At 74.4% G+C, this 24895-nt stretch carries 25 protein-coding genes; 10 read left to right on the forward strand and 15 right to left on the reverse strand.

What is annotated here, in order from left to right; all coding sequences use genetic code 11:
• Positions 1–149: 149 nt before the first annotated feature.
• From BJ983_RS16285 to BJ983_RS31700, 3 genes are all read left to right on the forward strand, one after another.
• Positions 150–749: a hypothetical protein gene (locus tag BJ983_RS16285; protein WP_179794741.1), complete on the forward strand. Its 600-nt coding sequence runs from the start codon at positions 150–152 to the stop codon at positions 747–749.
• Positions 746–2170: a carotenoid oxygenase family protein gene (locus BJ983_RS16290; protein ID WP_179794742.1), complete on the forward strand. Its 1425-nt coding sequence runs from the start codon at positions 746–748 to the stop codon at positions 2168–2170. The genes BJ983_RS16285 and BJ983_RS16290 overlap by 4 nt, the downstream gene beginning before the upstream one ends.
• A gap of 85 nt (positions 2171–2255) precedes the next feature.
• A complete protein-coding gene (locus BJ983_RS31700) occupies positions 2256–3446 on the forward strand; it encodes a cytochrome P450 (RefSeq protein WP_179794743.1) in 1191 nt (396 codons plus the stop codon).
• Positions 3447–3482: 36 nt separating this feature from the next.
• On the opposite strand, the gene BJ983_RS16300 is transcribed toward BJ983_RS31700, so the two are convergent.
• From BJ983_RS16300 to BJ983_RS16310, 3 genes are read right to left on the reverse strand one after another with little or no spacing between them, the layout of a single operon-like run.
• Positions 3483–5078: a CocE/NonD family hydrolase gene (locus BJ983_RS16300; protein ID WP_179794744.1), complete on the reverse strand. Its 1596-nt coding sequence runs from the start codon at positions 5076–5078 to the stop codon at positions 3483–3485.
• Positions 5079–5096: 18 nt separating this feature from the next.
• The gene (locus tag BJ983_RS16305; RefSeq protein WP_179794745.1) at positions 5097–5681 is read right to left on the reverse strand and encodes a DUF4232 domain-containing protein; all 585 of its coding nucleotides are present in this window, start codon (positions 5679–5681) and stop codon (positions 5097–5099) included.
• 34 nt (positions 5682–5715) lie between these two features.
• Entirely contained in the window at positions 5716–6792 is a 1077-nt protein-coding gene (locus BJ983_RS16310) for a zinc-binding dehydrogenase (protein WP_179794746.1), read from the reverse strand.
• 67 nt (positions 6793–6859) lie between these two features.
• On the opposite strand from BJ983_RS16310, the gene BJ983_RS16315 reads away from it, so the two are divergent.
• Entirely contained in the window at positions 6860–7657 is a 798-nt protein-coding gene (locus BJ983_RS16315) for a helix-turn-helix transcriptional regulator (RefSeq protein ID WP_343054219.1), read from the forward strand.
• 45 nt (positions 7658–7702) lie between these two features.
• Here the strand turns inward: BJ983_RS16315 and BJ983_RS16320 are convergent, their stop codons facing one another.
• Positions 7703–8389: a DUF5134 domain-containing protein gene (locus BJ983_RS16320; RefSeq protein WP_179794747.1), complete on the reverse strand. Its 687-nt coding sequence runs from the start codon at positions 8387–8389 to the stop codon at positions 7703–7705.
• 145 nt (positions 8390–8534) lie between these two features.
• Between BJ983_RS16320 and BJ983_RS16325 the strand changes: the two genes are divergently transcribed.
• Positions 8535–10448 (forward strand): cytochrome c oxidase assembly protein, encoded by a 1914-nt coding sequence (locus tag BJ983_RS16325; RefSeq protein ID WP_179794748.1) that lies wholly within the window; start codon positions 8535–8537, stop codon positions 10446–10448.
• A gap of 78 nt (positions 10449–10526) precedes the next feature.
• The gene (locus tag BJ983_RS16330; protein WP_179794749.1) at positions 10527–11273 is read left to right on the forward strand and encodes a DsbA family protein; all 747 of its coding nucleotides are present in this window, start codon (positions 10527–10529) and stop codon (positions 11271–11273) included.
• A 40-nt stretch (positions 11274–11313) separates the two neighbouring features.
• On the opposite strand, the gene BJ983_RS16335 is transcribed toward BJ983_RS16330, so the two are convergent.
• From BJ983_RS16335 to BJ983_RS16355, 5 genes are all read right to left on the reverse strand, one after another.
• Positions 11314–13776, reverse strand: a complete 2463-nt coding sequence (locus BJ983_RS16335; protein ID WP_179794750.1) for a heavy metal translocating P-type ATPase — start codon at positions 13774–13776, stop codon at positions 11314–11316.
• 128 nt (positions 13777–13904) lie between these two features.
• Entirely contained in the window at positions 13905–14621 is a 717-nt protein-coding gene (locus BJ983_RS16340) for a vitamin K epoxide reductase family protein (protein ID WP_179794751.1), read from the reverse strand.
• Positions 14622–14904: 283 nt separating this feature from the next.
• Positions 14905–15384: a DUF302 domain-containing protein gene (locus tag BJ983_RS32345; protein ID WP_179794752.1), complete on the reverse strand. Its 480-nt coding sequence runs from the start codon at positions 15382–15384 to the stop codon at positions 14905–14907.
• A gap of 24 nt (positions 15385–15408) precedes the next feature.
• Entirely contained in the window at positions 15409–17124 is a 1716-nt protein-coding gene (locus BJ983_RS16350; RefSeq protein ID WP_179794753.1) for an MFS transporter, read from the reverse strand.
• A gap of 96 nt (positions 17125–17220) precedes the next feature.
• Entirely contained in the window at positions 17221–17802 is a 582-nt protein-coding gene (locus BJ983_RS16355) for a TetR/AcrR family transcriptional regulator (protein ID WP_179794754.1), read from the reverse strand.
• A gap of 109 nt (positions 17803–17911) precedes the next feature.
• Here BJ983_RS16355 and BJ983_RS16360 point away from each other — a divergent pair, with 109 nt between their 5' ends.
• The gene (locus tag BJ983_RS16360; protein WP_179794755.1) at positions 17912–19474 is read left to right on the forward strand and encodes an aldehyde dehydrogenase family protein; all 1563 of its coding nucleotides are present in this window, start codon (positions 17912–17914) and stop codon (positions 19472–19474) included.
• On the opposite strand, the gene BJ983_RS16365 is transcribed toward BJ983_RS16360, so the two are convergent.
• Positions 19459–19599, reverse strand: coding sequence for a hypothetical protein (locus BJ983_RS16365; RefSeq protein ID WP_179794756.1), 141 nt, complete (start codon positions 19597–19599; stop codon positions 19459–19461). The genes BJ983_RS16360 and BJ983_RS16365 overlap by 16 nt on opposite strands.
• A gap of 120 nt (positions 19600–19719) precedes the next feature.
• Positions 19720–19845 (reverse strand): thiamine pyrophosphate-dependent enzyme, encoded by a 126-nt coding sequence (locus BJ983_RS31710; protein ID WP_281376280.1) that lies wholly within the window; start codon positions 19843–19845, stop codon positions 19720–19722.
• A gap of 83 nt (positions 19846–19928) precedes the next feature.
• Between BJ983_RS31710 and BJ983_RS16370 the strand changes: the two genes are divergently transcribed.
• Complete coding sequence (locus BJ983_RS16370) at positions 19929–21065, forward strand: acyl-CoA dehydrogenase family protein (protein WP_179794757.1); 1137 nt, start codon at positions 19929–19931, stop codon at positions 21063–21065.
• Here the strand turns inward: BJ983_RS16370 and BJ983_RS16375 are convergent.
• Positions 21040–21561 (reverse strand): GNAT family N-acetyltransferase, encoded by a 522-nt coding sequence (locus BJ983_RS16375; RefSeq protein ID WP_179794758.1) that lies wholly within the window; start codon positions 21559–21561, stop codon positions 21040–21042. The two genes, BJ983_RS16370 and BJ983_RS16375, sit on opposite strands and share 26 nt — an antisense overlap.
• Before the next feature lie 419 nt (positions 21562–21980).
• Here BJ983_RS16375 and BJ983_RS16380 point away from each other — a divergent pair, with 419 nt between their 5' ends.
• Both BJ983_RS16380 and BJ983_RS16385 read left to right on the forward strand, forming a co-directional pair.
• Entirely contained in the window at positions 21981–22292 is a 312-nt protein-coding gene (locus tag BJ983_RS16380; RefSeq protein WP_343054222.1) for a hypothetical protein, read from the forward strand.
• Positions 22293–22345: 53 nt separating this feature from the next.
• Positions 22346–23119: a hypothetical protein gene (locus BJ983_RS16385; protein ID WP_179794759.1), complete on the forward strand. Its 774-nt coding sequence runs from the start codon at positions 22346–22348 to the stop codon at positions 23117–23119.
• A gap of 7 nt (positions 23120–23126) precedes the next feature.
• Here BJ983_RS16385 and BJ983_RS16390 read toward each other — a convergent pair whose 3' ends face one another.
• Genes BJ983_RS16390 through BJ983_RS16400 form a run of 3 tightly spaced genes read right to left on the reverse strand, consistent with a single transcriptional unit; the run spans position 23127 to position 24882 of the window.
• The gene (locus BJ983_RS16390) at positions 23127–23582 is read right to left on the reverse strand and encodes a MarR family transcriptional regulator (protein ID WP_179794760.1); all 456 of its coding nucleotides are present in this window, start codon (positions 23580–23582) and stop codon (positions 23127–23129) included.
• Between the two features lie 2 nt (positions 23583–23584).
• Positions 23585–24154 (reverse strand): VOC family protein, encoded by a 570-nt coding sequence (locus tag BJ983_RS16395; RefSeq protein WP_179794761.1) that lies wholly within the window; start codon positions 24152–24154, stop codon positions 23585–23587.
• Positions 24151–24882, reverse strand: a complete 732-nt coding sequence (locus BJ983_RS16400; RefSeq protein WP_179794762.1) for a pirin family protein — start codon at positions 24880–24882, stop codon at positions 24151–24153. The genes BJ983_RS16395 and BJ983_RS16400 overlap by 4 nt, the downstream gene beginning before the upstream one ends.
• Positions 24883–24895: the final 13 nt, after the last annotated feature.

A 24895-nucleotide genomic window follows, 5' to 3' on the forward strand; every position in this document is an offset into this window, starting at 1 on the left:
CGGAGGGTCGGCCCCCGACAAGCCCTGGTAGATCTCACCAGGGTGGACGCTCCGTCCGGGTCCGGGCCCATTGGACACCGCGCCGCCTCCGCGAATCCTGGTGAGAGTCCCTAGGGTCTGTCCGCCCGAGCGACCTCAGGGTGACCGACGTGCGCAACAACGTGGCAGTGGGCTTCGCGCCCTGGATCGTGTTCTGGGTGATCTCGGCGCCGAGCACCTGGAAGTGGGCCTCGCTCGCGGCCCTGATCGTCGCGCTCGGGATCGCCCTGCCCGGGTTCGTCCCGGACCGGGCGGGCCGACGGGCGGGGATCTCCGCGCTCGACGGCGCGAGCCTGGCCTTCTTCGCGGTCGTCTCGGTGCTCGCGCTGGTCCTGCAACGCAACACGCTCGCCGTCCTGGAGCTCTACGCCCAGACACTGTCGATGGCCCTGCTGGCGGTGGTCGCGATCGTCGGAGCCGTCGTCGGCCGACCCTTCACCGCGTTCTACGCCCGCCAGGGGGTTCCCGAGCAGTACTGGGGGACGCCGGAGTTCCTGCGCGTCAACCGGGTGATCAGCCTCGTCTGGGGGGCAGCCTTCGTCGTCATCGCCGTGGCGGGGTTCGTCGCCGTCCGCTACGCGGTGGCGCTCGATCTGCTGCAGTGGGTCGTGCCGGTGGTCGCGCTCGTCGCGGCCGCCCGCTTCACCCAGGCCTACACCGCCGACGACCGCACCGACCGGACCGGACCGACGCCGGAGCGTGCCGCGTGACCTCCCTGCCCGCCGGGCCGCACCCGGTGCCCGTCGACGTCACTCTCGTGCCCGAGCTGAACGGGTTGTTCGCGCCGACCTCGACCGAACACGACCTGGGCGACCTCGAGGTCGTCGGGGAGCTCCCCGCCGAGCTCGACGGCGTGTACCTGCGCAACGGTCCGAACCCGCGGTTCGGCCCGCTCGGCTCCTACTCCTACCCGCTCGACGGGGACGGGATGGTGCACGCCGTCCGGCTCGGCGGTGGACGGGCGCAGTACGCGAACCGCTTCGTCGAGACCCCGGCGCTGCGGGCCGAGGAGCGCGCCGGGCATGCCCTGTGGTCCGGGCTGATGACGATGTACATGCCCGACGCCACCGAGGTCTCCCCCGAGCTCGCCGGCACCAGGAAGGACCTCCCGGACATCAACGTCGTGCGCCACGCGGGACGCACGCTCGCACTGGCCGAGTCCGGGACGCCGTTCGTCCTCTCCGACGACCTCTCGACCATCGGCCGGGAGACCTTCGGCGGCTCCCTGCCGGCGGGCATCACCGCGCACCCCAAGATCGACCCGCGCACCGGCGAGATGCTCGTCTTCTGCTACGGGTTCCGGGAGCCGTTCCTGACGTGGTCGGTCGTCGGACCCGACGGCGCCGTCCGTCGGACGCCCACCCCCGTCGCCGGCGTCGAACGCCCCACCATGATCCACGACATGGCGATCACCGACCGGTTCGTCGTGCTGATCGTCGCGCCCTACTACTTCGACATCGGTGCCGCCATGAGCGGCGGGAGCCTGCTCTCGTGGCGCCCGGACGAGGGGACCCGCATCGCCCTGATCCCCCGGGACGGGTCCGGGCCGCGCTGGTTCACCACCGAGACCTTCTGGTGCTGGCACCTCGCCAATGCCTACGACGACGAGGACGGCTCCGTGGTCGTCGACCACGTCGCCTACGACGCCCCCGACACCCAGGACGGGACAGAGCACGAGGGCGACGACCCGCCCCGGCTCGCCCGGCTGCGGCTCGATCCCCGGACCGGCGCCGTCCGCACCGACCGGTCCTCGGAGTGGCGGGTCGAGTTCCCCCGCATCGACGACCGGGTCCTCGGCCGTCGTCATGACCGCATCGCCACGGTCGCCGCACGGACCGAGGGCGCCGACTGGGCCGACACGCTCGTCGTGACCGACCCGGGCAGTGGCCGCGAGGCGCACTGGAGCGCGCCGGAGCTCGCGATCGGCGAGCCCGTGTTCCTCGGCGACCCCACCGATCCCGACCCCGACCACGGCTGGTGGGGCAGCCTCGCCGTCGACCGCACCGCGGACCTGAGCTGGTTCCTCCTCCTGCCCGCCGCCGATCCGGCCGGCGGACCGGTCGCACGGATCCGGATCCCCGTCCGGGTCCCGCTCGGCCTCCACGGGGCCTGGCTCCCGACCGGACCCTGATCCGGTCCCGGGCCCGCCGGCCCCACCCGGAGCCGGGTCCCGCCCGCTTCCTCGTCGATCGTCGGACCGACCGAAAGGCCTCCGCATGGACATGGCGACCCTGCCCGACCTCGAGGACCCGGAGTTCCTCGTCGGCGACCGGAGCGCGGGCTACCGGGCGTTGCGGGACGACGCGCCCGTGCTCGCCCTCGGCGACACCTGGTTGGTGTCCCGGCACGCCGACGTCCAGGCGGTGCTGCGCACCCCGACCGGACGGATGCAGCCCCCGGGACAGGACGCACCGGCGTGGATGCGCCCCGGTCCCGCGCTGCGGCGCCTGCGGGCGAACATGGTGCAGACCGACCGGCCGGTGCACGACCGGCTCCGCCACGTCGTCGCCCCGCTGTTCACCGCGCACCACGTCGAGGCCTGGCGGGCCGCCGCGTCCGACGAGGTCGCCGCCGACCTCGACGGGATCGGCGCCGAGCCCCTCGACGCGGTCCGTGAACTGGCCGCGAACGTCCCGCGCGGTGTCCTGCGGACGCTCCTCGGGATGCCCGACGAGGACTGGTCGATGCTGGTCGACATCCAGCACGACTTCCTCATGATCTTCTCGCCGTTCCCATTGCCCCCCGAGCAGCAGGACCGGCTCGACGAGGTCGCCGGGTTCTTCCTCGACTACTTCGACGCCCTGCTGGGCCGCACCGCGGAGCCGACGGACCTCGTCCGCCGGCTGCTCGACGCGGAGGGCCGCGGCGACCTGTCGCACGACGAGGTGCTCTCGATCATGCACACCGTCCTCGACGCCGGGTTCGAGACGACGCGGACCTCGATCTCCAACCTGCTCGAGTTCTTTGCGACGGCTCCCGGTCTGTTCGATCGTCTCCGCCGCGACGAGACGCTGATCCCCACGACGGTGGAGGAGTCGCTGCGGCTGCGCGCCCCGTTGCACACCATGCCGCGGATCCTCGGCGAGGACCGGACGATGTCGGACGGGACCGTGGTGCCGGCGGGCGCGACCACGCTGTGCCTGATCGGGGCGGCCAACCTCGACGAGCGGGTGTTCCCCGATCCCGACCGGCTCGACCCGCAGCGGGACGAGGCCGGGCGGCACCAGTCGTTCGGTGGCGGCCTGCACCACTGCCTCGGCGCGCCGCTCGCCCGACTCCAGCTCCACGAGACCGTCCACGGACTCGTCCGCCGGTTCTCCCGGGTCGAACTCGTCGGGGAACCGACGCGCTACGCCTCGCTGATGTTCCCCTCGCTCTCGACGCTCCCGCTGCGGCTCGGTCGCTGAACGGACGCCGTCTCGGGACCCGCGGCCACGACGACGTCAGGTCACGAGCGTCGCCGTGTGCACCGTGTGGGTCGCGACGACCGCCTCGTCGAGCGTCCCGTGCTCCGGTGCGGTCGCGGTGTGGAGATTGCGGCTGCGGCGCGGGAAGGACGAGCCCGCGATCTGCACGCGGAGCCGGTGGCCCGCGCGGAACACGTGTGCGGTGTCGTGCAGCTCCACCGTGACCGCCACCCGCTCGTCCGGCGCCACGAGCCGCCCCAGGGACACCCGCAGCCGCACTGCGCCCTCCGCGACCGGGACCGCGTAGCCGTCCGGCTCGACGTCGACCAGCGTCACGCACACGTCCGCGTCCACCGCCGTCGTCGAGAACTCCAGCTCGAGGCACGGGCGGCCGACCACCGTCATCGGCTCGGGCAGGGGCTCCGTCGCCAGCGCCAGGACGTCGTCGCGCCCGTCGAGCACGCGCTGGTCCTGGATGCCGTCCGGGCCGAGCGGGGGCGCGGACATGGCCCCACCCGTCGTCGGGACCGGGTTGCGGGGATCGGCGCGGAAGGCCGCCGGCTCCCGCAGGAGCTCCACCCGGACGCCGGACGACGGGGGCGGCCAGCTCGCCGCGCTCGCCCACCGGTTCTCGCCACCGACGTAGTAGTGCACGGGGTCGTCGGTGAGGAAGCGGTGGCGGCCCTCGCCACCGCGCAGGTGGCGGTCGAACCAGGCGGCGATCAGCGGACCCCACGCGCCGACGCCGCCGGCGGTGTCCGGCAGCACCCGCGCCCCGGTGTGCCCGGTGTAGACCCCGCCGTGCGCCCACGGGCCGGCGACGAACCGGTGCGGGTCCCCCAGCGCGGAGGCGAGTCGGAACATCGGCGGCGACAGGAAGTCCCGGTAGGCCGCGACCTGCAGCAGCGGGACCTGGACCAGCGACGGGTCGCGGTGGACGTTCGGGTGCCGGTGCCACCAGGGGTCGCCGGGTCCGTGGGCGAGCCGGTCGTGCCAGGCCGGCGCGATCGTCGGGTCCTCGAGCACCGGCACGGCGGTCAGCGGCAGCGTGGACACCGTGCCGAGCGGGTCGGTCGCCGCACGCTGCACGTCCGCGAGCCGGTCGAGCCGACCGGTGCGCCGCAGCGTGTCGACGGTCTGACCGAGCGAATAGAGCGCGAGGAAGCCCAGCTCGAACGTGCCGCCCGGCCACGAGGTGGCCTCCATGTCCGCGCCGCCGATCATCGCGAGCGCCGCCCGCAGGTGCGGAGGCCGGGCCGCGACGGCGTTGAGCGCCGCGATCGCGTGGTACGACGAGCCGTAGATGCCGACGTCGCCCGTGCTCCACGGCTGCGCGGCCGCCCACTCGACGGCGTCGTACCCGTCGTCGACCTCCTGCACCGCGAAGTCGGTCTCGCCGCCGGAGGCGAACCGCCCGCGCACGTCCTGCACCACGACGGCGAAGCCCTGCCGCGCCAGCCACAGCGGGTCGGCGACGATCGCGCTCACGAGCGTGGGGTCGGCGCGGTCGTAGGGCGTGCGGTGCAGCAACGTCGGCCAGGCGCCCTCGGCGTCGGGCCGGTAGACGTCGGCGACGAGCACGACGCCGTCGCGGGTGGTCATCTCGACGCCGCTGTCGATCACGGGGCTCACGGCGCGAGCGTAGGGCCCTCAGGCGCTCGCGCCTGCCTCGACCGGGCCGAGATAGGTACCCGGCCGCGTCGCCCCGTCCTGGCGCAGGACCCCGCCGCCCGGCCAGTCGAGCACCGCCGAGTGCGTCTCGTCCGGCGGGGTGATCACGAGCTTCGTCGGGGTCCAGTCCCCGGGCAGCCAGGTGACCACGGTGTGCGCCTTCTCCCCCGGTGCCAGCCGCACGGTCTGTGGCGCCACCGAGGAGCGGGGCAACGAGTACGTGGGGCCGTAGGTCGGGTTCGGCGGCCCGTCGAGGTCGACCCCGCCGAACCCGAACATCGTGCACGTCGCGCCGGAGACGTTCGTCCAGGTCACCGTGGTGTGCCGTTGCCCGGCCTCCCCGGTGGTGAGCGTGACCTGCGGCCGGACGTCGGTGAGCGCGCACTTTCCCTTCACCGGCGCAGCGCTGCTGGTCGGGCTCTCCGTCACCGGGGCCGCGGCGGTCGCGGACGGCGGCGCCGTCACGGTCACGGTGGCGGGCGGTGTCGCCGGCGGCGTGCCGGTCGAGCAGCCCGCGAGCACCGCGACCGTCAGGGCTACTGGTATGAACCACTGGACGCGCATGGCACCACTGTGGCCCGCTGCTCCGTTCGGCGCATCACGACGCGCGGGACGCCGTCCCGTCGGGCACCAGGACCACGAACCCCGCGCCGCCCGCCCGCGCCGCGAGGTCGAGCGCGCCCGTGGGGTCGTCGAGACCCACGGTGCTGACCGGCAGGGACGCCAGGTCGAGCACGCCCGCCGCGGCCTGCCGCCAGACGCGCAGCAGGGTCTCCCGACGGGACATCCACGAGCCGATCAACCGCAGGCGGCGGCGCATCAGCAGGCCGTACGGGATCACGAGGTCCTCCCGCACGCCGCCGACCAGCACCATCGCGCCGCCCGGGCGCACCGCGTCCAGGCCCGCGAGCGTCGGCTCCGCACTCGGCACCGGGCCGAGCGCGTCGAGGACCACGTCCACCTCGCCGATCGCCGCGGTGGTCCCGGCGCGGTCCACCAGCGGGACCGCCTGCACCCGCGGGTCCACACCGACGAGGCGTTCCAGCAGGTCGACGTTCCGTCCCACTGCCACCACCCGCGAGGCGCCCGCCGCGAGCGCCAGGTGCGCCCCCGCCGTCCCGAGCTGCCCGGTCGCGCCGAGCACCGCCACCTCGTGCCCCGCCCGCAGGTCCGCCCGGTCGAGCGCCTCGGCCGCGATCGCGAACCAGCCGAGCAGCGCCTCGTGCGGCGCCCCGGTCGCCCCCGGCAGCCGGATGAGCGCGGAGGCGCGGGCGAGGGTGCGCTCGGCGAAGGTCCCGTCGCGCCACCGGTCCTGCATCGCCGCGATCGTCGGGGTCCGCTCCCCGCGGCCGCCGATCCCGGTCCAGCCCGTGAGGAACTCCTCCGGCGCGACCACGTCGTCCGAGCCGAGCAGGCCGACGTGCGCCACCACGTCGCCGACCCCGAACCCGAACACGTCCTCCCCGACCGCCAGCACCCGCCCGATCCCGCCGACCCCCATCACCAGCGGGGTCGGCACCCCGCCGCGCGGGCCGGCCTGGGTCACGACGTCGGTGTAGGCCGGGACGTGGACGGCGAGCACCTCGAGCAGCACCCCGTCCGGTCGGAGGTCCGGCTCCGGCACGTCGGCCAGGCGGAGGGCGGCCCCGGGTTCGTCGAGCATCCATGCGCGCATGGCCACGACCCTGCGCTCTGCCTAGCCTGGTATCCATCCGCCGTTCATCCTGGTACCGGAGGTACTCGTGACCACTGTCTCCGACGGTCGAGCTCCGCTGCGCTCCGTCTCCGGGGAGCTGGGCGCCTTCCTGCGGCACCGCCGGGAACACCGCTCCCCCGACGACGTCGGGCTCCCCGCCGGTGGGCGGCGGCGGACGCCGGGCCTGCGGCGGGAGGAGGTCGCCCTGGTCTCCGGGGTGAGCACCAGCTGGTACACCTTCCTCGAGCAGGGGCGGCCGGTCCGCCCGTCCGCGCAGGTGCTGGGGGCGATCTCGGGCACGCTCGGCCTCACCGACGACGAGCGCGACCACCTCTTCCGTCTCGCCGGCCTCGTGCCCGACGCCCCGGCCGCCGGGCCGGAGCGGGTCGACCCGGCCCTCGCCGACGTCGTCGACGCGCTCGACCCGCGCCCGGCCTACGTCACCGCCGCGAGCTTCGACGTGCTCGCCGCCAACGACGCGGCCCGCGCCCTCTTCCGCGGCATCACGCCCAACGTCGCGCTGTGGGTGTTCACCGACCCGACGGCGGGCGAGGTGCTCGTCGACCGCGAGGAGGTCGCCCTCGGCGTCCTCGCCCGCCTGCGGTCGGCCCGGGCGCGCCATCCCGACGACGGGCGGGTCGCCGAGGTCGTGGCGCGGCTGCGGGAGAGCTCCGACGAGGCCGCGCGCTGGTGGGACCGGCAGGACGTGCGCGACGACCGGTCGGGCCGCAAGCGCGTCCGGCGTCCGGACGGCACCGTCGTCACGCTGACCCACACCGCCCTGCACCCCGCGGAGCGGCCCGACCTGACGCTGGTGGTCTACGGCCCGTCGGACGCCGCGTAGGCCGAGCAGGCCGAGTAGGCCGAGTAGGCCGAGTAGGCCGAGTGGTCAGATACCGAGGAGCAGCATCGCCGCCATGGCGACGCCCATCCCGGCCTGACCGACGAGCTGGACCCGGCCGTGCGCGAGGAGCCGGACCGGGCGGGTCGCCACCGCGACGGAGCCGCCGACGATCGGCTCCGGCTCGTGGCACGGCGCCCGCCGCGTGACCACCACGGCCGTCGCGACCGCGTGGCCCACCAGGTAGAGCGCGAGCAGCCCGGCGACGACCTGCAGCGGCGTGAACGCGGCCGCCGGCGCCTCCGGCATGACCATCCCCGGCATCTCCGCCCCGGCCGGCATCGCGTGCGCGTGTCCGCCGCCCGGCGCCATCGCCACGTACATCGCGACCATCGCCGCGTTCACCAGCAGCAGGTGCACCGGGTGTCCCGTGCAGCGGTCGCGCCCGATGATCGAGCCGAGCGGCTCGCCGAGCAGCCGCGAGGTCAGCAGCACGCCCAGCCAGCCGGCCGCGGCGACCCCGAACACCAGCACCCCGACCCCGGGCACCACGAGGTCCGCCGTCGCCGGCGCCGCCATGAGGATCATCCCGACGCCCATGACGACGTGGTTGGCCTCCGCCGCGGCGAGCCGGCGGCTGCGCTGCGCGCCGTGGGCGGCGAGCGAGAGGCCGCACAGGGCCGTCGTCAGGACGAAGAGCGTCGCGATCGCGACGCCCAGGAATCCGTCCACCACGGCGGTCCTCCCAGCGGTTGTCTCCCCATGACCGTACGAGGCGTTCAGCTGTTCTCAGGTTCGCGGCGGTCGGGCCGCGCTGTGCAGCCTAGGCCGCTGGTGGACACTGTGTATTACAGGCTGTCGTACGAGGAGGTCGCCGGTCGTGGCGCGTCGGTTCCTGACGTCGGGCGTGGGGCTCGTCCTCGCCGTCGTCGCGGTGGTGCTCACCGTGCAGGGCGTCGGGGAGACGCCGTTCCGCGCCCTCGGCGTCTCGACGCCGGACGAGGGCCTGCGGATCGCGACCCCGCTGGTGCGGATGGCCGTCGCGCTCGCGGCCGGGTTCACCCTCGGCGGGCTGGTCGCCGCCGTGGGCGTACTGCCCGGCCGGGGCCCCGGCGAGAAGGGTGACGGACGGCTCTCCGCCCACGCCTTCGTCGCGGTCCGGCGGGCCGGGCTGGCCGCCGCGGTGTGGGCGGTCGCCGCATCGGTGCTGGTCCCGCTCACCGTGATCGTGGGCACCGGGGGCAGCTCTCGCGTGCTGTCGATGCCCGACGCCTTCCTCGCCTCGACGGGCGCCCTCGAGGAGCCGGCCGGCTTCCTGGTGAGCGCGGTCGCCGCGGCCGTCGTCGCCGTGATGTGCCGCGCGACGTTCTCCTGGCGCACGGCGGTGGGCGCGCTGCTCCCCGCGGCGCTCGCGGTGGTCGCCCCCGTGGCCACGGGGGTCGTGGCGAGCGTCGGTGCCGGCCACGACATCGCGACCGACTCCGCCGTCCTCGCCGCCCTCGCCCTCGCCGTCTGGCTCGGCGTGACGGCCACGGCGAGCGCGCACCTGGCCGCCGGCCGCCCGTACGCCGAGGTCGTCCGCCGTCGGGCCCGTCGCGTCGGCCTGGTCTGCGGGCCGGTCGCCCTCGCGGGGCTCGCGATCGTCGCGGTCTACCTCGTCCGCGACGGCTGGGCCACCCTCTACGGCGCCCTCGCGGCGGTCCAGCTCGCCCTGGTGCTCGCCGCCCTCGTCCTCCACCTCCGCGGCGCCTTCTTCCCGACGGCCGGTCTGGTCGCCGCGGCGACGGCCGTCACCGGCCTGCTCGCCGCCGGGCTCCCGCCCGGCCTGCTGCGTTCCGCGAGCGCGCAGGAGACGCTGATCGGGTTCGAACTGCCCGGGCCGCCGACCGTGCTGACCCTGCTCGCGCCGGGCCGGTTCAGCGTGCTGCTCGACGTCCTGGCGCTCACGCTGGCCGGGCTCTACGTCGCGGGGGTCGTGCGGCTGCGGCGCCGCGGCGACGCGTGGCCCCCCGGCCGCACCGCGGCGTGGGTCGGCGGCTGCGCGCTGCTGGTGTGGACCACCACGAGCGGCTTCGGCGAGTACGCGATGGCCATGTTCAGCGTGCACATGGGCAGCCACATGCTGCTCTCGATGCTCGTGCCGATCCTGCTGGTGCTCGGCGGGCCGGTGACGCTGTCGCTGCGGGCCCTGCCGTCGGGCGAGGACCCCAGCGGTCCCCGCGACTGGCTGCTCTCGCTCATCGCCTCGCCGGTGTCGCGGTTCCTCACGCACCCCGTGGTGTCGCTCGTGGTGTTCGTCGGCTCGTTCTACGCGCTGTACTTCTCGCCGATCTACGAGGCCGCGCTGCCGTACCACTGGGCCCACCAGCTGATGTACCTGCACTTCATGGCCACCGGCTACCTGTTCTTCTGGCCGATCATCGGGGTCGACCGCTCCCCGCGGCCGCTGCCGCACGTCGCCCGGCTCGCGCTGCTGCTCGCCTCCATGCCGTTCCACGCCTTCTTCGGGGTGGCGCTGCTCGGCGCCGACACCGTCATCGGCGCGCGGTTCTTCGGCGACCTCGCCCTGCCGTGGGTGCCGGACCTGCTGCGCGACCAGTCGCTCGGCGGCGGGATCGCGTGGGCCGCGGGCGAGGTGCCGCTGCTGGTCGTCGTCATCGCGCTGCTGGTCCAGTGGTCACGCCACGACCGCGTCGAGGGCGAGCGGCACGACCGGCGCGCCGACCGCGACGGCGACGCCGAGCTCACCGCCTACAACGCGATGCTCGCCGACCTCGCCCGCAGCCGCCGCTGACCGCAGCGACCCGACCGCGCGTCGGACCCGTCGTCGGGAAGCCTCCGGTGTTCCCGACGACGGGTCGTTGTCGCGCGTATGAGCGAGCGCGCGGGGGTCGAGGAGCGGCGGCGGAGGTCGCGGGTGCCGATGGTGGTCGGGATCGTCGTCGTGGCGGTGCTGGCCGTGGTGATCGGCGGCGTCATGCTGACGCAGCGCTCCGCGTCGACCGGCACGGCCGACCCGACGACGCCGGCCGGCTCGATCCCGATCTCGCGCGCGGGCACGCCGTTCCCCGTCGTGGTGGACGATGGCGTGGTCGTCGCCGGGCGGTCCGCGCCGCACACGCTCGACGTGTACGAGGACGCGCTGTGCCCGGCCTGCCAGTCCTTCGAGGCCCGGGGCGGCGCGCGGATCGCCAAGGTCGTGGCCGAGGGGAAGCTGCGCGTCCGCTACCACCTGGTCAACATGCTCGACCAGCGCTCCGAGCCCGCCGGGTACTCCACGCTCGGCGGCAACGCCATGCTCTGCGGCGCCGAGAACGGGATCTTCCCCGACCTGCACGTCAGCCTCTACACCGCGCAGCCCGAGGAGAACGGCACCGGCTACACCGCCGACCAGCTCGTCGACCTCGGGAAGCGGCTCGGCGCCGGACCGGGCTACGCCGACTGCGTCCGCAGCGGCAAGCACGACCAGGCGATCGCGGCCAACTTCGCGGCGGCCTCGAAGGACCCGGACCTGCACCACCAGCAGACCGGCGCCTTCGGCACCCCCGCCCTGGTCTTCGACGGGAAGATGCTTCAGCCCGGGGACGCGCGCCTGGACGCGGTCGCCCCGCCCTTGTAGGTGCTCCGCAGGTGAGCACTAAGTGGGGCTATAGCCCCACTTAGTGCTCACGAGCGAACCGCCGGAGCCGCAGGCTGTTCCCGACGACGAAGATGCTCGACAGGCCCATCGCCGCTCCGGCGATCATCGGGTTGAGCAGGCCGAACACCGCGAGCGGCAGGGCCGCGACGTTGTAGGCGAAGGCCCAGAAGAGGTTGCCGCGGATCGTCGCGAGCGTGCGGCGGGCCAGGCGCAGGGCGTCGGTGACCGAGCGGAGGTCGTCGCCGACCAGCGTCAGGTCGCCCGCGTCGACGGCGAGCGCGGAGCCCGTGCCCATCGCCAGACCGAGGTCCGCCCGGGCGAGGGCGGCCGCGTCGTTCACCCCGTCGCCGACCATCGCGACCGTGTGCCCCTCGGCGCGCAGCCGGTCCACCACGTCCGCCTTGTCGGTGGGCAGCACCTCGGCGATCACGTCCTCCGGCGCGATGCCGACCTCGTGGGCCACGGCGTGCGCGGCGGCCGGGTTGTCGCCGGTGAGCAGCATCGGGCGGAGCTTCATCGCCCGCATCCGGGCCACGGCCTCGGCCGACGTCTCCCGCACGGTGTCCCCGACGGCGAGGACCGCGCGCGGGACCGGCTCCCCGTCGGGGGTGTCGGCCCACGCGAGGACGACGGCGGTGGCGCCGGTCGCCTCGGCCTCGACGAACGCGGCGTCCAGGTCGGCCGGGAGGTCCCCCACGAGACGTCGGCGGCCGATCACGGCGGGGGCGCCGTCGACGATCCCGCGCACCCCGAGGCCGTCGAGCACCTCGATGACGGTCGCCTCCGTCGACGATGTGGCGTTCCTGCCCCTGGACGACAGCAACGACGCGTCGCTGCCACCGGTGTCGCTGTCACCGGTCGAGAGGGCGGCCTCGACGAGGGCCCGGGCGACGGGGTGGTCGACCTCCGCCTCGAGCGCGGCGACCCGGCGCCGGACGTCGGACTCGGCCACACCCGTCGTCAGGAAGGAGGAGCGGAGCGACATGCGGCCGGTGGTGACGGTGCCGGTCTTGTCGAGGACGACGGTGTCGATCTTCCGTGAGGTCTCGAGGACCTGCGGTCCGCGCAGCAGGATGCCGAGCTGGCGGCCGCGGCCGGAGGCGACGGCGAGGGCGGTCGGGGTGGCGAGGCCGAGCGCGCAGGGGCAGGCCACGACGAGGACGGCCATCGCGGCGGCCACGGCGAAGGCCGGGTCGGCGTCGGCGAACCACCAGAAGCCGAGCGTGTAGAGCGCCAGGACCATGACGACGGGCACGAAGCGGCCGGCGATCGTGTCGGCGAGCCGCTGGACCGACGCCTTGCCGAGCTGCGCGTCCTGCACCCGGCGGGTGAGGCGCGCCCATTGGGTGTCCTCGCCGACGCCGGTGGCGCGCACCGCGACCCGGCCGGTGGTGACGACCGTGCCCGCGAGCACCCGCGTGCCCGGGCCGGCGTCGACCGGCACCGACTCGCCGGTCATCGCAGCGACGTCGAGGGTGGCCGTGCCGTGCTCGACGACGCCGTCGACCGGCACCGTCTCGCCGGGGAGCACCGCGACGTGGTCTCCGGCCGCGACGTTGCCGACCGGTACCCGCAGTGCCCGCTCCCCCACCAGCAGCCGCGCGTCGGGGGTGGCGTGCTCGTCGGCACCCGCACCCCCGTCGGCCAGGGCCTTCCGACGACCGCGCAGCTCGATCCAGCGCCCGACGAGCACGGCGGTGACGATCGCGACCGCGGTCTCCAGGTAGATCGTGCGCGTCCCGCCGAAGGGGTCCGGGCCGGGGATGATCGAGATGCGGTGCCGCACCCCGCCGAGCCCGGCGTCGCCGAGGAAGAGCGTGTAGACCGACCAGCCGAACGCCGCGAGCACACCGACCGACACGAGCGTGTCCATCGTCAGGGACCCGTGGCGCAGGTGCTTCGCGGCCGCCCGGTGGAAGCGCCAGCCGCCCCAGAACACGACCGGCGCGGCCAGGACCAGCGAGAACCACTGCCAGTACCGGAACTGCCAGGCGTAGTTCATGGCGATCGCGATGACCGGCACCGACAGGGCCAGGCACACGAGCGCGCGCTGCTTGAGGTCGGACAGCTCGGGGTCGTCGGCGGGCCGGTCGCCCGTCGGTGCCTGATGTTCCTCCGCGTGAGGGGACCCCTCGAGCGCTTCTAGCGCTCGAATCGTCCCCTCGTGTTCGGTCGCCGGCCCGCTCGACCGTTCGCCAGGGGAGGATTCGAGCGCTCCTGTGGCGTGAGGGTTCCCCTCACGCCGGGGGGCAGGAGGGGCGGCGGCCACCACGGATGCGCCGAACCCCAGCTTCTCCACCGTCCGCACGAGCACGTCGACGTCGCCGGGGTGCGTCACCCGGGCCCGGCCGGTGGCGAGGTTGACCTGCGCGTCGACGCCGGGGAGCTTGCCCAGCCGGCGCTCGATCCGCGCCACACAGGCGCCGCAGGTCATGCCGGTGACGGCGAGCTCGGTGGTGACGGGGGCGTCGGTGACGGTCACGCCGGAAAGCTAGACAGGCCCGTCGTCGGGAGGGCCGGTCCCTGAGTCACCCCCGGGGCGCGGGCCGACCACCGGCGCGGGCCCGACGACGAGCGGTCTCCTGGCTGCTCCGGTCGGACCAGCGACTCTCAGGCGAGGCCCACCATGGCGCCGAAGTAGGCCGGGAAGCTCGCCACGATCGCCACGACGATCACGAGGTACCAGGCCGCGAGACCCCACCCGTGCCGCCGGACGATGGCCGGACCGCCCGGCTCACCGCCGAGGTTCCCCTCGCGCAGGTTGTGCATGGTCGTGAACCAGAAGATCGCGAGCACGGCGACCCAGGCCACCATGCAGTACGGGCACAGCGCGTGGATCACGATCAGCGACTGGGCGATCAGCCAGTGCACGAACGCGACGCCCGCGAACGCCCCGACCTGCAGCGCCTGCCAGTACCAGCGCGGCAGCTCGACCCGCGCCAGCACGAGGGCGCCGGAGACGACCACGAGCGGGAACGTCACGAGCCCGATCACCGGGTTCGGGAAGCCGAGCAGGGACGCCTGCCAGGTCTTCATGATCGTCCCGCACGAGAGGACGGGGTCGATCGAGCAGCTGGGGACGTAGTCGGGGTTCGCGAGCAGGTCGAGCTTCTCGACGAGCAGCACGAGCGACACGACCAGGCCGACCAGCCCACCGACCAGCAGCACCCACCCGACGCCGCGGACCGACCCGGCGCCGTCGTCGACCTCGACGTCCGCCACCGGCTCCGGGGCCGGCGGCATCGCGCTCGCCATCGGCGCGGTCGGGGCCGCTGGACCCGGCTCCGCCGTCGCGACGCTCCCGCGGTGCCTGCCGTGCTCGGCCATGCTCGTCTCCTCCACGTCACACGATGCCGTCGACTCCTCCGGTCGTCCGGCGGGTCGTGCGAGTTCCCATCCTCATCCTGACGTGTCCGACTCCGGTGAACGCGCCCACCTCCCGCCACGACGGTGGCCGTGATCGCGAGGGTGACATCAGGCAGCTCCGAGCGCTCCGGACCGTGCCTGGTGTGCGTTTCGCGGCCGGGAGGCTCGCGCCCTGCCGCGCGAGAGTCACTTCAGGCAGGCCGGACGGCCCGGCGGCCTGCCTGGTGTGCGTCTCGCGGCGGGGTCAGGCGCCGAGCGCTTCGAGCAGGCGCTCCACTGCGTCGTCGAGCTCGCCCCCGACCTCGCTGATCGCCGCGTTCCCGTAGCTGGAGAAGTAGCTGCTCGGCCGGTCGACGACGAGGTGCGTCGCGCCCTGCGGGTCGTCGTGGATCAGCATGCGCAGGGGTGCGTGCAGCATGACCTGGGGGTCGTGGCGCGCCATCCGCTCCGCGGTCACGTGGTTGCCCACCAGGTAGGCCACGGCCCGGCCGGAGAACGCCGACCCGGCCGTCCCCGCGCCCACGTCGACCCGCCAGTAGACGAGGAAGCCCTGCGGCGCCCCGTTCGTGAGGGCCACCGCCTGATCCCACGTCTCCGCGGATTCGAGCGCGGCGACGTCGATCGGCGGCACGAGTCGCTCGAAGGCGGCGACGACGTCGTCGAAGGCCCCGGGGAGGACGACGTCCTGGCGCTCGACCTCGTGGGTGGTGACGGAACGGGACACGGGATGCCTCCGGGAGTCGGGTGGTCAGGCGACGGGGGTGGCCGGGTCGCGGCGGGCCAGCGCGAGGTCGGCCTGCTGGCCCACCGCGACGCGGGCGGCGGACGGCCGGTGCCCGGCAGCGGAGACGAGCACGATCACGTGGTCCGCCACGCCCTCGAGGAGGGCCCGGAAGCGGCCCCCGTCCTCGGTCGCGGCGCGGGCGAGCTGCGCCCCGGAGGCGTCGATGACGGTGATGACGGCTCCGCGCACGGCCCGGCCGTCCGCGTCCCGCACGCTCCCGTGCACGACCGGACCACGCCCGTCGTCGGGACGGGAGGCCTCCGGCGCGGCCACGGTCGCCGGTTCCGGCGACGACACCGATACCGGCGCGGGCGTCCGCTGCCGCGTGACCACCGCGAGGACGAGCCCGCACAGCACCGCCACCCCGGCCGCCGCGACGAGCAGCCACCACCCGGCCCGGACCGAGCCGAACTCCGACGGCCGGCCGGTCGTCTGCACGCCGATCACGGACACGAGCAGCGCGACCCCGAGCACCGACCCGACCTGACGCGCCGTGTTGATCAGCGACGACCCGGAGCCCCATTGCGCGGCGGGCAGCGCGGAGCCGACCACGGAGGACAGCGTCGGCAGGATCAGCCCGACGCCCAGCCCGGTCAGCAGCTGGCCGGGGAGCATCCCGGCGGCGTAGTCGGGGGTCAGGCCGAGGTGCGTGAGCCACCACAGCGGGCCGGCCCCGAAGGCCAGTGCCCCGAGCGTGGCCGTCGCGCCGATCCCGATCCGCGCCGACAGGTGCCCGGCCAGCCGCGAGACCACCACCACGACGGCGGGTCCGGGGCTCAGCGCGATCCCCGCGAGCGGGGCCGACCAGCCCCAGGTCCCGGTCAGGTAGAGGACGTTGACCACGAGCATCCCGGCGAAGGCCGTGGTGAACGCGAACATTGTCAGCGCCGCGAACCCGACGGCGGGGACGCGGACGACGGCGAGGTCGAGCGCGGGGACGGCGTGGCGGCGGGAGCGCACCACGACCGCGACGAGCCCGAGCACGGCGACGACGAACCCGACGACGACGGGCGTCGACGACCAGCCGCTCTCGGGCGCCCGGACCAGGGCATAGGCCAGGGAGCCGACCCCGACGATGAGGGCGAGCGCCCCGAGCAGGTCCGGCGTGCCCGTGCGGGCGCCGTCGGACTCGCGCAGCACCCGCATCCCGGCGACCAGCGCGACCAGTCCCACCGGCACGTTGACGAGGAACACCCAGTGCCACGACGCCTCGACCAGCAGCCCGCCGAGGGGCGGCCCGAGCGCCGCGGCGACCGCGCCGATCGAGGCCCAGGCGCCCACCGCGTGGCTGCGCCGCTCCGCCGGGTACGCGGCGAGCAGCAGCGACAGCGACGTCGGCATGACGAAGGCCGCGCCCACCGCCTGCACCGCCCGGGCGGCGACGATGAACCACACCGTCGGGGCGACGGCGCAGGCGGCCGACGCGACGGTGAACACGGCGAGGCCGACGAGGAAGATCCGCTTGTGCCCGTACCGGTCGGCCAGCCGCCCGGCCAGCGCGAGGAACGCCGCGAACACCACGGTGTAGCCGTTCAGGATCCACGACATCTGGCCGAGGTCCGTGCCGGGGAAGTCGGCGCGGATGTCGGGGAACGCGATGTTCACGATGAACAGGTCGAGGCTGGACAGGAACGCCGCGGCCGAGGCGATGAGCAGGACGAGGCCGGGTCTCGGGGGCATCGCGGACCTCTTCACGGGGTGCTCGACGGGATCCGGACCGATCGGTCCGGAGGGATGTGCGTGCGCGGGGCGGGTCATCGGAACCGAGGCTCCGGCTCAGGCTTCGGCGACGAGCCGGCGGGCGAGCTCGACGGCGGCGACCGCGCCGCGGCGTCGCTCGTCGCGGTCCCGGTAAGCGCCCTGGACGTACAGCCCGTCCACCAGCAGCCAGAGCTGCTCGGCGAGGTCGGCCGGGTCGGCCACCCCCAGCCGGTCGACCAGCCGTTCGATCGTCGCGCGGCTCTCCGCCAGCTGCGCCCGGGCGACCGCCGTGGGCGCCGGCGCCTCGTCGTCGGGGAACTCGGCGAGGAAGTTGCGGAAGGCGCACCCGCGGAAGTCCGGGCGGTCGGCGATCCGGGCGACGTCGGCGACGACCGCGACCAGCTGGTCGCGCGGGTCCTCCCCCGCCTCGTCGAGCGCCCGCCGTGCGGACTCCGCGCGCCAGGTGCGGGTGCGCTCGAGGTAGGCCGCGACGAGGTCGTCCTTGGTGGGGAAGTGCGCGTAGAGCAGGTTCTTGCCGGTCCCGGCCTCGGTGATGATGCGGTTCATCCCGACGCCGCGGACGCCGTGGGCGTAGAAGAGCCGCGAGGCGGTGCCCAGGATGCGTTCCCGGGTGCCCGGCGTGGGCGGACGAGGCATGCCGCCACGTTAGCGGACCGATCGGTCCGCGTCACCCTGCACCTATCGACGGTTCCGATCACGACGTGACCGTGGTCACGATGGGTCACGGTCGACGAGAGGATCCGAGATGACGGAACTGACGGTCCCCGGGTACGCGCGCTGGGCGGCGGTGCGTGAGCGGGCGCGCGCGGCGGCGCCGGAGGCGTTCGCCGACGACGGGCCGGCGAACCTGATCGACGGCGAGTGGCGGGCGGTCGGCACCGCCTCGACGCAGACGACGCCGGTCGACGGCACCACCCTCGGCACGATGCTCAAGGTCGATCCCGGGACCGCGCAGGACGCGGTCCGCCGGTCGGCGCGCGCCCACCGCGAGTGGGGGGCGGTCGACCTCGACGAGCGGCGTCGGCGGGTGAGCGCCGCGATCGACGGGATGGAGGCGGTGCGCGACGACCTCGCGCTGCTGCTGTCGTGGGAGATCGGCAAGCCGTGGAAGGCCGCGGGCGCCGACGTCGACCGGTGCCTGGAGGGCGGGCGCTGGTACGTCGAGCAGATCGAGGGGATGCTCGCCCGCGACGTCGACGGGCGGCCGGCGAGCCGGGTCCCGCTCGAGGGGCCGGTCAGCAACATCGCGAGCTGGAACTACCCGATGAGCGTGCTCGTGCACGCCGAGCTGGTGCAGCTGCTGGCGGGTAACGCCGTCATCGCGAAGACGCCCACCCAGGGCGGCGCGGTCTGCCTGACGGTGGCCCACGCGATCATGGTCCGCGAGGGACTGCCGGTCACCCTGCTCTCCGGCGACGGCTCCTCGCTGTCCGACGCCCTGATCCGCTCACCCGAGATCGGTGCGCTCGCGTTCGTCGGCGGCCGCTCCAACGGCGGCAAGGTGGCGGCCCAGCTGGCCGACACCGGCAAGCGCCACATGCTCGAGCAGGAGGGTCTGAACACCTTCGGCGTCTGGGAGTTCTCCGACTGGGAGACGCTCGGCGGACTGATCAAGAAGGGCTTCGAGTACGCCAAGCAGCGCTGCACCGCCTACCCGCGGTTCGTGGTGCAACGTGAGCTCGTCGACGCCTTCCTCGCCACCTACCTGCCCGTCGTGCAGGGGATCCGGTACGGGCACCCGCTCGCCTCGTCCGACGACGAGCTGCCCGCCCTGGACTTCGGCCCGCTCATCTCCGCCGCGAAGGCCAAGGAGCTCGACGACTCGGTCAACGAGGCCCTGCGCCACGGTGCGATCCCGCTCTACCGGGGCGGCCTCGAGGGCGGGGAGTTCCTGCCCGACCAGGACACCTCCGCCTACCACGGCCCGGTGACCCTGCTGGCCCCGCCGGGCGCCTCCCGCCTCATGCACGAGGAGCCGTTCGGGCCGATCGACTCGATCACCGTGGTCGACACCGAGGCCGAGCTCCTCGCGCAGATGAACGCCTCGAACGGGGCGCTCGTGGCCTCCATCGCCTGCGACGACACCGACGCCGCCGCACGCATGGCGGAGCAGGTGCAGGCGTTCAAGGTCGGGATCAACGCGCTGCGCTCCCGGGGCGACAAGGACGAGCCCTTCGGCGGACGCGGTGCGTCGTGGAAGGGCGCGTTCGTCGGCGGGGAACTGCTCGTCCACGCCGTGACGGTCGGGCCGGAGGGCGAGTCGCTGTACGGCAACTTCCCCGGCTACAACCGCTACCCGGAGGTCTGAGGCGCCGCTGCTCCGGCAGCCGGGCCCGGCTGCCGGGGTCGGTAGGCGTGGCGGCGGGCGACCACGGCCGCGACCGCGGTGAGGAGCCCGGGGGCGTCCCGGTCGGGCAGGACGGCCTGGATCACGCAGGGCCGGTGCGGGTCGTCCCGGGCCTTGTCCAGCGCCGCGACCAGGGCGGGCGCGGTCTCCGCGCGCTCGACCAGCGCGTCGCGGAGTCCCAGCGCGGCGGGCAGTTCCTGCCAGTCCTACGCCGTCACGTCGTGGTAGGCCGCCTCCGGGTGGTGGATGGCGCGCTCGACGGTGTAGCCGCGGTTGTCCATCACGACGATCACGGGGGCGAGCCCCCGGCGGGCGAACGTGCCGACGGACACCCGTGACGTCCGGGGTCTCGACCTGCGGGGCAGAAACAGTCAGGATGGACCGGAAGGACCCGTCGCCAGGAGAGGAAGCGCGCATGCCCGTCACGCTCACCGAGGAGCAGACCGCGTTCGCCGGCGCGATCGCCGAGTTCGCCCGGCGCGAGGTGCCGGACAAGGCCGCGCTGGACCGCCTCACCGTCGAGGGCCCGCACTCCGACGAGGTCTACCGCAAGATCGCCGACCTGGGCTGGCTCGGGATCTCGCTGCCCGAGGAGTACGGCGGCGCGGACGGCTCCATGACCGACCTGCTCGTCTTCCTCGAGGAGACCAGCTACCACCGCCTGCCGATCGGCGGCTTCGGCACCACGATCATCACCGCGGCCGCGATCCAGAAGTTCGGCTCCGAGGAGCAGAAGCGGACGCTGCTCGGCGGCACCTCGCGCGGTGACGTGCTGGCGATCTCGATGTCCGAGCCGGGTGCGGGCTCGGACGTCGGCGGCCTGACCTGCAAGGCCACGAAGACCGAGGACGGCTGGCTGATCGAGGGCCAGAAGACCTGGTGCTCGAACGCGCACATCGCCTCGCACATCCTGCTGGTGGCCCGCACCTCCACCGAGGGCGGCAAGCACGACGGCCTGACGATGTTCGTGGTGCCGACCGACGTCGCCGGCCTCGAGATCCGCGGCATCGAGACGATGGGCGGCAAGGAGGTCAACGACCTCTACTTCACGAACTGCCACCTGCCCGCGGACGCGGTCGTCGGCACCGAGGGCCAGGGCTGGCGCCAGCTCATGGCCGGCCTGAACCTGGAGCGGATGATCCTCGCCGGGCTCATGCTCGGGCTCGCGCGGCGCGCGTTCGACGACACGCTGGCCTACGTCAAGGAGCGACAGCAGTTCGGGCGGCCGGTCGGCAGCTTCCAGGCGATGCGGCACCGGATCGCCGACAACGCCACCGAGCTGGCGGCGACGAAGCTCCTGGTGCACGACACCGCGGCGACGATCGACGCCAACCCGACGGCGCTCTTCCCGCAGGAGGCGTCGATGGCGAAGCTCAAGGCCACCGAGCTCGCCAAGCACCTCTCGCTGGAGGGCATGCAGATGCTCGGCGGTTACGGCTACGCCACCGAGTACGGGATGGAGCGGCTGCTCCGGCTCTCCGTGGTCTCCACCGTGTACGGCGGGACGAGCGAGATCCAGCGCGACATCATCGGGAAGACCCTCGGGCTCTGACCGCCCCGAGGTCGACCACGGCGGCCACGGTGCCGGCCTGCTCGCGCAGGTCCGCGCCGTGGCGCCGCAGGGACGCCACCGCCGCGACGTTGTCCGGCGTCGTGTCCGCCACGAGCCGGGCCGCCCCGGCGGCCGCCGCCCGCTCCACGAGCAGGCCGAGCACGACCGTCCCGATCCCGCGGCCACGGGCCGGACGGGCGAGCCACACCCCGGTCTCGACCCCCGCCGGGTCGTGCCGCAGCCGGGCCACCCCGACCACCGCGGTGCCCTCGACGACCAGGTAGGACGACTCCTCCGCCGGCCGGGCCCGCAGGAACCGGGCGTAGGCGCGCTCCCGGGCGAGGGTCCAGTCGTCGGGGTGCGGGGCGTCGTCGGGCGGCATCACCTCGCGCGGCCGGGCACCGGACACCGCGGCGGCGACGACCGCGGCGGTCTCGGCGCCGTCGGCGGGGTCGAACGCCCGCAGCGTGACGGTGGGGGCCACGACGTCGGTCATCGGTGGAGCGTGCGCCCGCGTCGCCCGCGACCGCCATCCCTTTCCAACCCAGAGGTCCCACTGCCAGTACGGACCGTGACAGTGCATCGCTCTGTGTAGATAACGTGCCGAGGTCGCGCGTGTGATCCAGGACTCACCGAGATGGCGCTCCTGTCCGCCGTGACCTCTCGACTCCGCGTACCGACCGAGGCGACGCCGACCGGCCAGTCGGTTCGTCGCCTCACCCACTTCAGCGTGCCGACTCACGAAGCGTGGCCGGTCGGCGCCGTGTCCTGATCGTGACCTGCACCCTGAGGGGTGGGTCGGTACCGCCGGTCCCCCCTACCCTCCGTCCCCAGAACGTCAGGGAGCCGAACGATGTCGGGGTCGGTCGGTACACCTGGCGGGACCGAGGACGACCAGACCGAGGAGATTCCGCCGTGGACGACCACGCGCCCGACCGCCTCCGCGACTCCGTGTCCACCGTGCAGGACCTCGTGGCCGACGTGCTCGCCGACCAGGAGGCCATCGAGGACCGCCTGGACGCGTGCGACGCCTACGTCGTCATCGTCGCCGACCCGTCGACCGGGGCGCTCGACTCCTACGGCCCCTTCGACGGGCCGGCCGCGATGCTCGACGCCGACCGCCGCCGTCGGGACCTCGACGCCGGCGACCTCGGCGACGTGAACGTCGCCGTCGTGCGGCACCACCTGCCCGATCCGCCCGCCGGACGTCACGCCGTCGTGTCCTGACCGGCGCGATTGCCCCGCCCGCGGCGGGGAACCCGTCCCCGGGGAGGTGGGGGATGTCCCGACGACGGGTCGCGGTGCCGGGGTACCCGCCCCTCGCGGTGCTCGGCGTCGGCGCCGCGGTCCTCACCGAGGTCGTCGCCGAGGTGGTCGCCACCTACGGCCGTCGCCGCGCCCGCCTCGTCGGACTGGTCCTCAACCTGCTGCTGGCGGTGGGCTGGATCGCCTGGTCGCACTGGCACCCCTCCCGGCCCGAGGTGTTCGCGGCCGCCCACGTCGGGGTGCTCGTGGTGGTCTGGATGATGGCCGACGTCGTCAACACCAACCAGCTCGGCGCCGACGGCGAGGAGGTCCAGGCGCTCCTCGACGCCGGCCACGGCGTCGCCCGCATCCTCGCCGTGCGGAACCTGGCGCTGGCGGCGGTGATCGTCCCGGTCGCCCTCGGGGTGACCTTCGCGGCGCAGCTGCTCGCCACCCGCGCGCCCGACCTGGGGCGGGCCTCGCTCGCCGACGTGGGCGCGGTGTTCTGCTGGCTCGGCGTCGGGTCGGTCCTGTCGGTCCTGCTGCCCTACCGGCCGCTGCCGTGGCGCTCGCGGCTCGCCCTGCCGCGCACCTGGCTGCGCTGGACCGCCTGCGTCGCCGCCCCGTGGGTCGCCGTGCTCGGCCTCGAACCGGCGCTGCGTGTCGCCGACCGGGCGATGGGGCTGCTCGGCGGCGCCGGGCCCCTCGTCGTCGGGATGGCGTGCTGGGTGCTCGGGCTCGCCGGGGCCGCGGGGCTCGCCCGCCGCCACGGGCGGACCCTGCGGCACCGCCTGCGCCTGACGGAGTGACCGCCGCTCAGGTCTGCCGGGCCGCGTCCACGGCGTCCGTCATCGCCTCGAGGTAGCGGCGCACGGTCGCCAGCTCGGCGTCGTCGAAGGTGTCCATGACGGCGTCGGACAACCTCCCGATCGGCGCGAAGAACTCGGCCGCGACCGCCCGCGCCTCGGGGGCGTGGAAGAGCAACACCCGGCGCCGGTCGGCCGCGTCCCGCCGGCGCTCCACGTGGCCGGAGGCGACCAGCCGGTCGACGACGCCGGTGACCGAGCCTGACGTCAGGGACAGCGCCTCGCCGAGGGCACCCGCCGTCAGCGGCGTGCCCTCGGTCTCGGCCTGCATCACGTGCAGCAGCGCCTCGAGGTCGGTGGGGTGCAGCCCCTGGCGCGCGGCGAAGGTGTCGGCCAGGTGCTGCGACGAGGCCGTGAGCCGCTGCAGGGCCCGCACGATCGCGGCGCGCTCTTCGGTGGGTGGCACCCCTACATGGTGTCGTGCCCGTACATCCGACCCAGCGGGTCGTGGATGAACTCGATGCGGGCCCCGTCGGGGTCGAAGGTGTAGATCGAGGTGCCCGACTCGAGCATGTACTCGATCCCGCGCTCGTCGAGGCGGCCCTTGATCTCGTGCCAGTGCTCCTCGGAGACCGACAGACACAGGTGGTGCAGCCCGCCCAGGACCTCCTGGTACGGCCCCGGCTCGACGCCGGGCAGGTCGAAGAACGCCAGGTGGTTGCCGTTCCCGACGTCGAAGAAGAAGTGCGTGGAGCCCGCGAGGTCGCGGTTCTCGAAGAGCACGGTCACGGGGAAGCCCGCGACGTTCTGGTACCACTCGGTGGTGGTGCGCACGTCGCGGCAGATCAGCGCGACGTGGTGGACGCCCTGGCCGTAGCTCTTCGGCCGCTTCTCCTTCGAGAAGAGGAACTCGGCGCGGACCCGGTCACGGATCTGCTCGAGCTCGCGGCGCTGCTCCTCGGAGATCAGGGTCGCCTTGTCCTGCCGGTCGTACTCGTCGCGCGTCGGTTCGGGCGTCTGCGACTCGGTCGTGGTCATCGGTCCGGGTCTCCCATCAGGTCGGTCGCCATCGCCCAGGCCAGGACCTCGGCGTCGGTGTGCGTGCGGACTACGGTCGCCGTGGGCCCGGCGAGACGGGCGGTGTCGCCGGGGTGCAGGACGGCCTCCCCGAGGCCGACCTCCCCCCGCGCGACGAAGACGTGCAGGAAGGGCGCGGGCGGCAGCTCCAGGTCGGCGCCCGCGGACGGGCGGGCGACGTGCAGGACGGCGTCGGCGATGCCCAGACCGGCCCCGACGGAGCGATCCGCGGGGCCCGCCACCGGCACCCACCCGCCGTCGTGCAGGGCCGCGGAGACGTCGACGACCTCGTGGACCGGGTCGACGCCGGCCTCGTCGGGGAGCAGCCACATCTGCACGAGGTGCAGCTCGTCGTCGGCGGCGTTGCGCTCGCGGTGCACCACCCCGCTCCCCGCCGAGAGCCGCTGGACCGACCCCGCCGTCACGTGCGCGGTGCGCCCGGCGTCGTCGGCGTGCTCCAGCGTGCCCGCGAGCACCCAGGTCACGATCTCGGTGTCGCGGTGCGGGTGGTCGTCGTACCCGGCGCCGGGCGCGATCCGGTCCTCGTGGTGGGCGAGCAGCACGCCGTGGTGGGTGTTGCCCGGCTCGAGGTGGGCGCCGAAGGAGAACGAGTGGCGGGAGTCGACCCCGGGGACACCGGGCAGCACGCCGCGATCGGCGGCGCGGCGCACCTCGACCGTCCCGACCATGTCACCCCGTTCG

Source organism: Actinomycetospora corticicola (genome assembly GCF_013409505.1).
GTDB classification, from domain to species: Bacteria; Actinomycetota; Actinomycetes; order Mycobacteriales; family Pseudonocardiaceae; genus Actinomycetospora; species Actinomycetospora corticicola.

Excerpts from the sequence above, each read along its gene's own strand:
- BJ983_RS31700 (WP_179794743.1), top strand. The coding sequence starts at position 2,256 with ATGGACATGGCGACCCTGCCCGACCTCGAGGACCCGGAGTTCCTCGTC.
- BJ983_RS16305 (WP_179794745.1), bottom strand. The coding sequence starts at position 5,681 with ATGCGCGTCCAGTGGTTCATACCAGTAGCCCTGACGGTCGCGGTGCTC.
- BJ983_RS16310 (WP_179794746.1), bottom strand. The coding sequence starts at position 6,792 with ATGCGCGCATGGATGCTCGACGAACCCGGGGCCGCCCTCCGCCTGGCC.
- BJ983_RS16330 (WP_179794749.1), top strand. The coding sequence starts at position 10,527 with ATGAGCGAGCGCGCGGGGGTCGAGGAGCGGCGGCGGAGGTCGCGGGTG.
- BJ983_RS16340 (WP_179794751.1), bottom strand. The coding sequence starts at position 14,621 with ATGGCCGAGCACGGCAGGCACCGCGGGAGCGTCGCGACGGCGGAGCCG.
- BJ983_RS16350 (WP_179794753.1), bottom strand. The coding sequence starts at position 17,124 with ATGCCCCCGAGACCCGGCCTCGTCCTGCTCATCGCCTCGGCCGCGGCG.
- BJ983_RS16355 (WP_179794754.1), bottom strand. The coding sequence starts at position 17,802 with ATGCCTCGTCCGCCCACGCCGGGCACCCGGGAACGCATCCTGGGCACC.
- BJ983_RS16360 (WP_179794755.1), top strand. The coding sequence starts at position 17,912 with ATGACGGAACTGACGGTCCCCGGGTACGCGCGCTGGGCGGCGGTGCGT.
- BJ983_RS16370 (WP_179794757.1), top strand. The coding sequence starts at position 19,929 with ATGCCCGTCACGCTCACCGAGGAGCAGACCGCGTTCGCCGGCGCGATC.
- BJ983_RS16375 (WP_179794758.1), bottom strand. The coding sequence starts at position 21,561 with ATGACCGACGTCGTGGCCCCCACCGTCACGCTGCGGGCGTTCGACCCC.
- BJ983_RS16385 (WP_179794759.1), top strand. The coding sequence starts at position 22,346 with ATGTCCCGACGACGGGTCGCGGTGCCGGGGTACCCGCCCCTCGCGGTG.
- BJ983_RS16395 (WP_179794761.1), bottom strand. The coding sequence starts at position 24,154 with ATGACCACGACCGAGTCGCAGACGCCCGAACCGACGCGCGACGAGTAC.
- BJ983_RS16400 (WP_179794762.1), bottom strand. The coding sequence starts at position 24,882 with ATGGTCGGGACGGTCGAGGTGCGCCGCGCCGCCGATCGCGGCGTGCTG.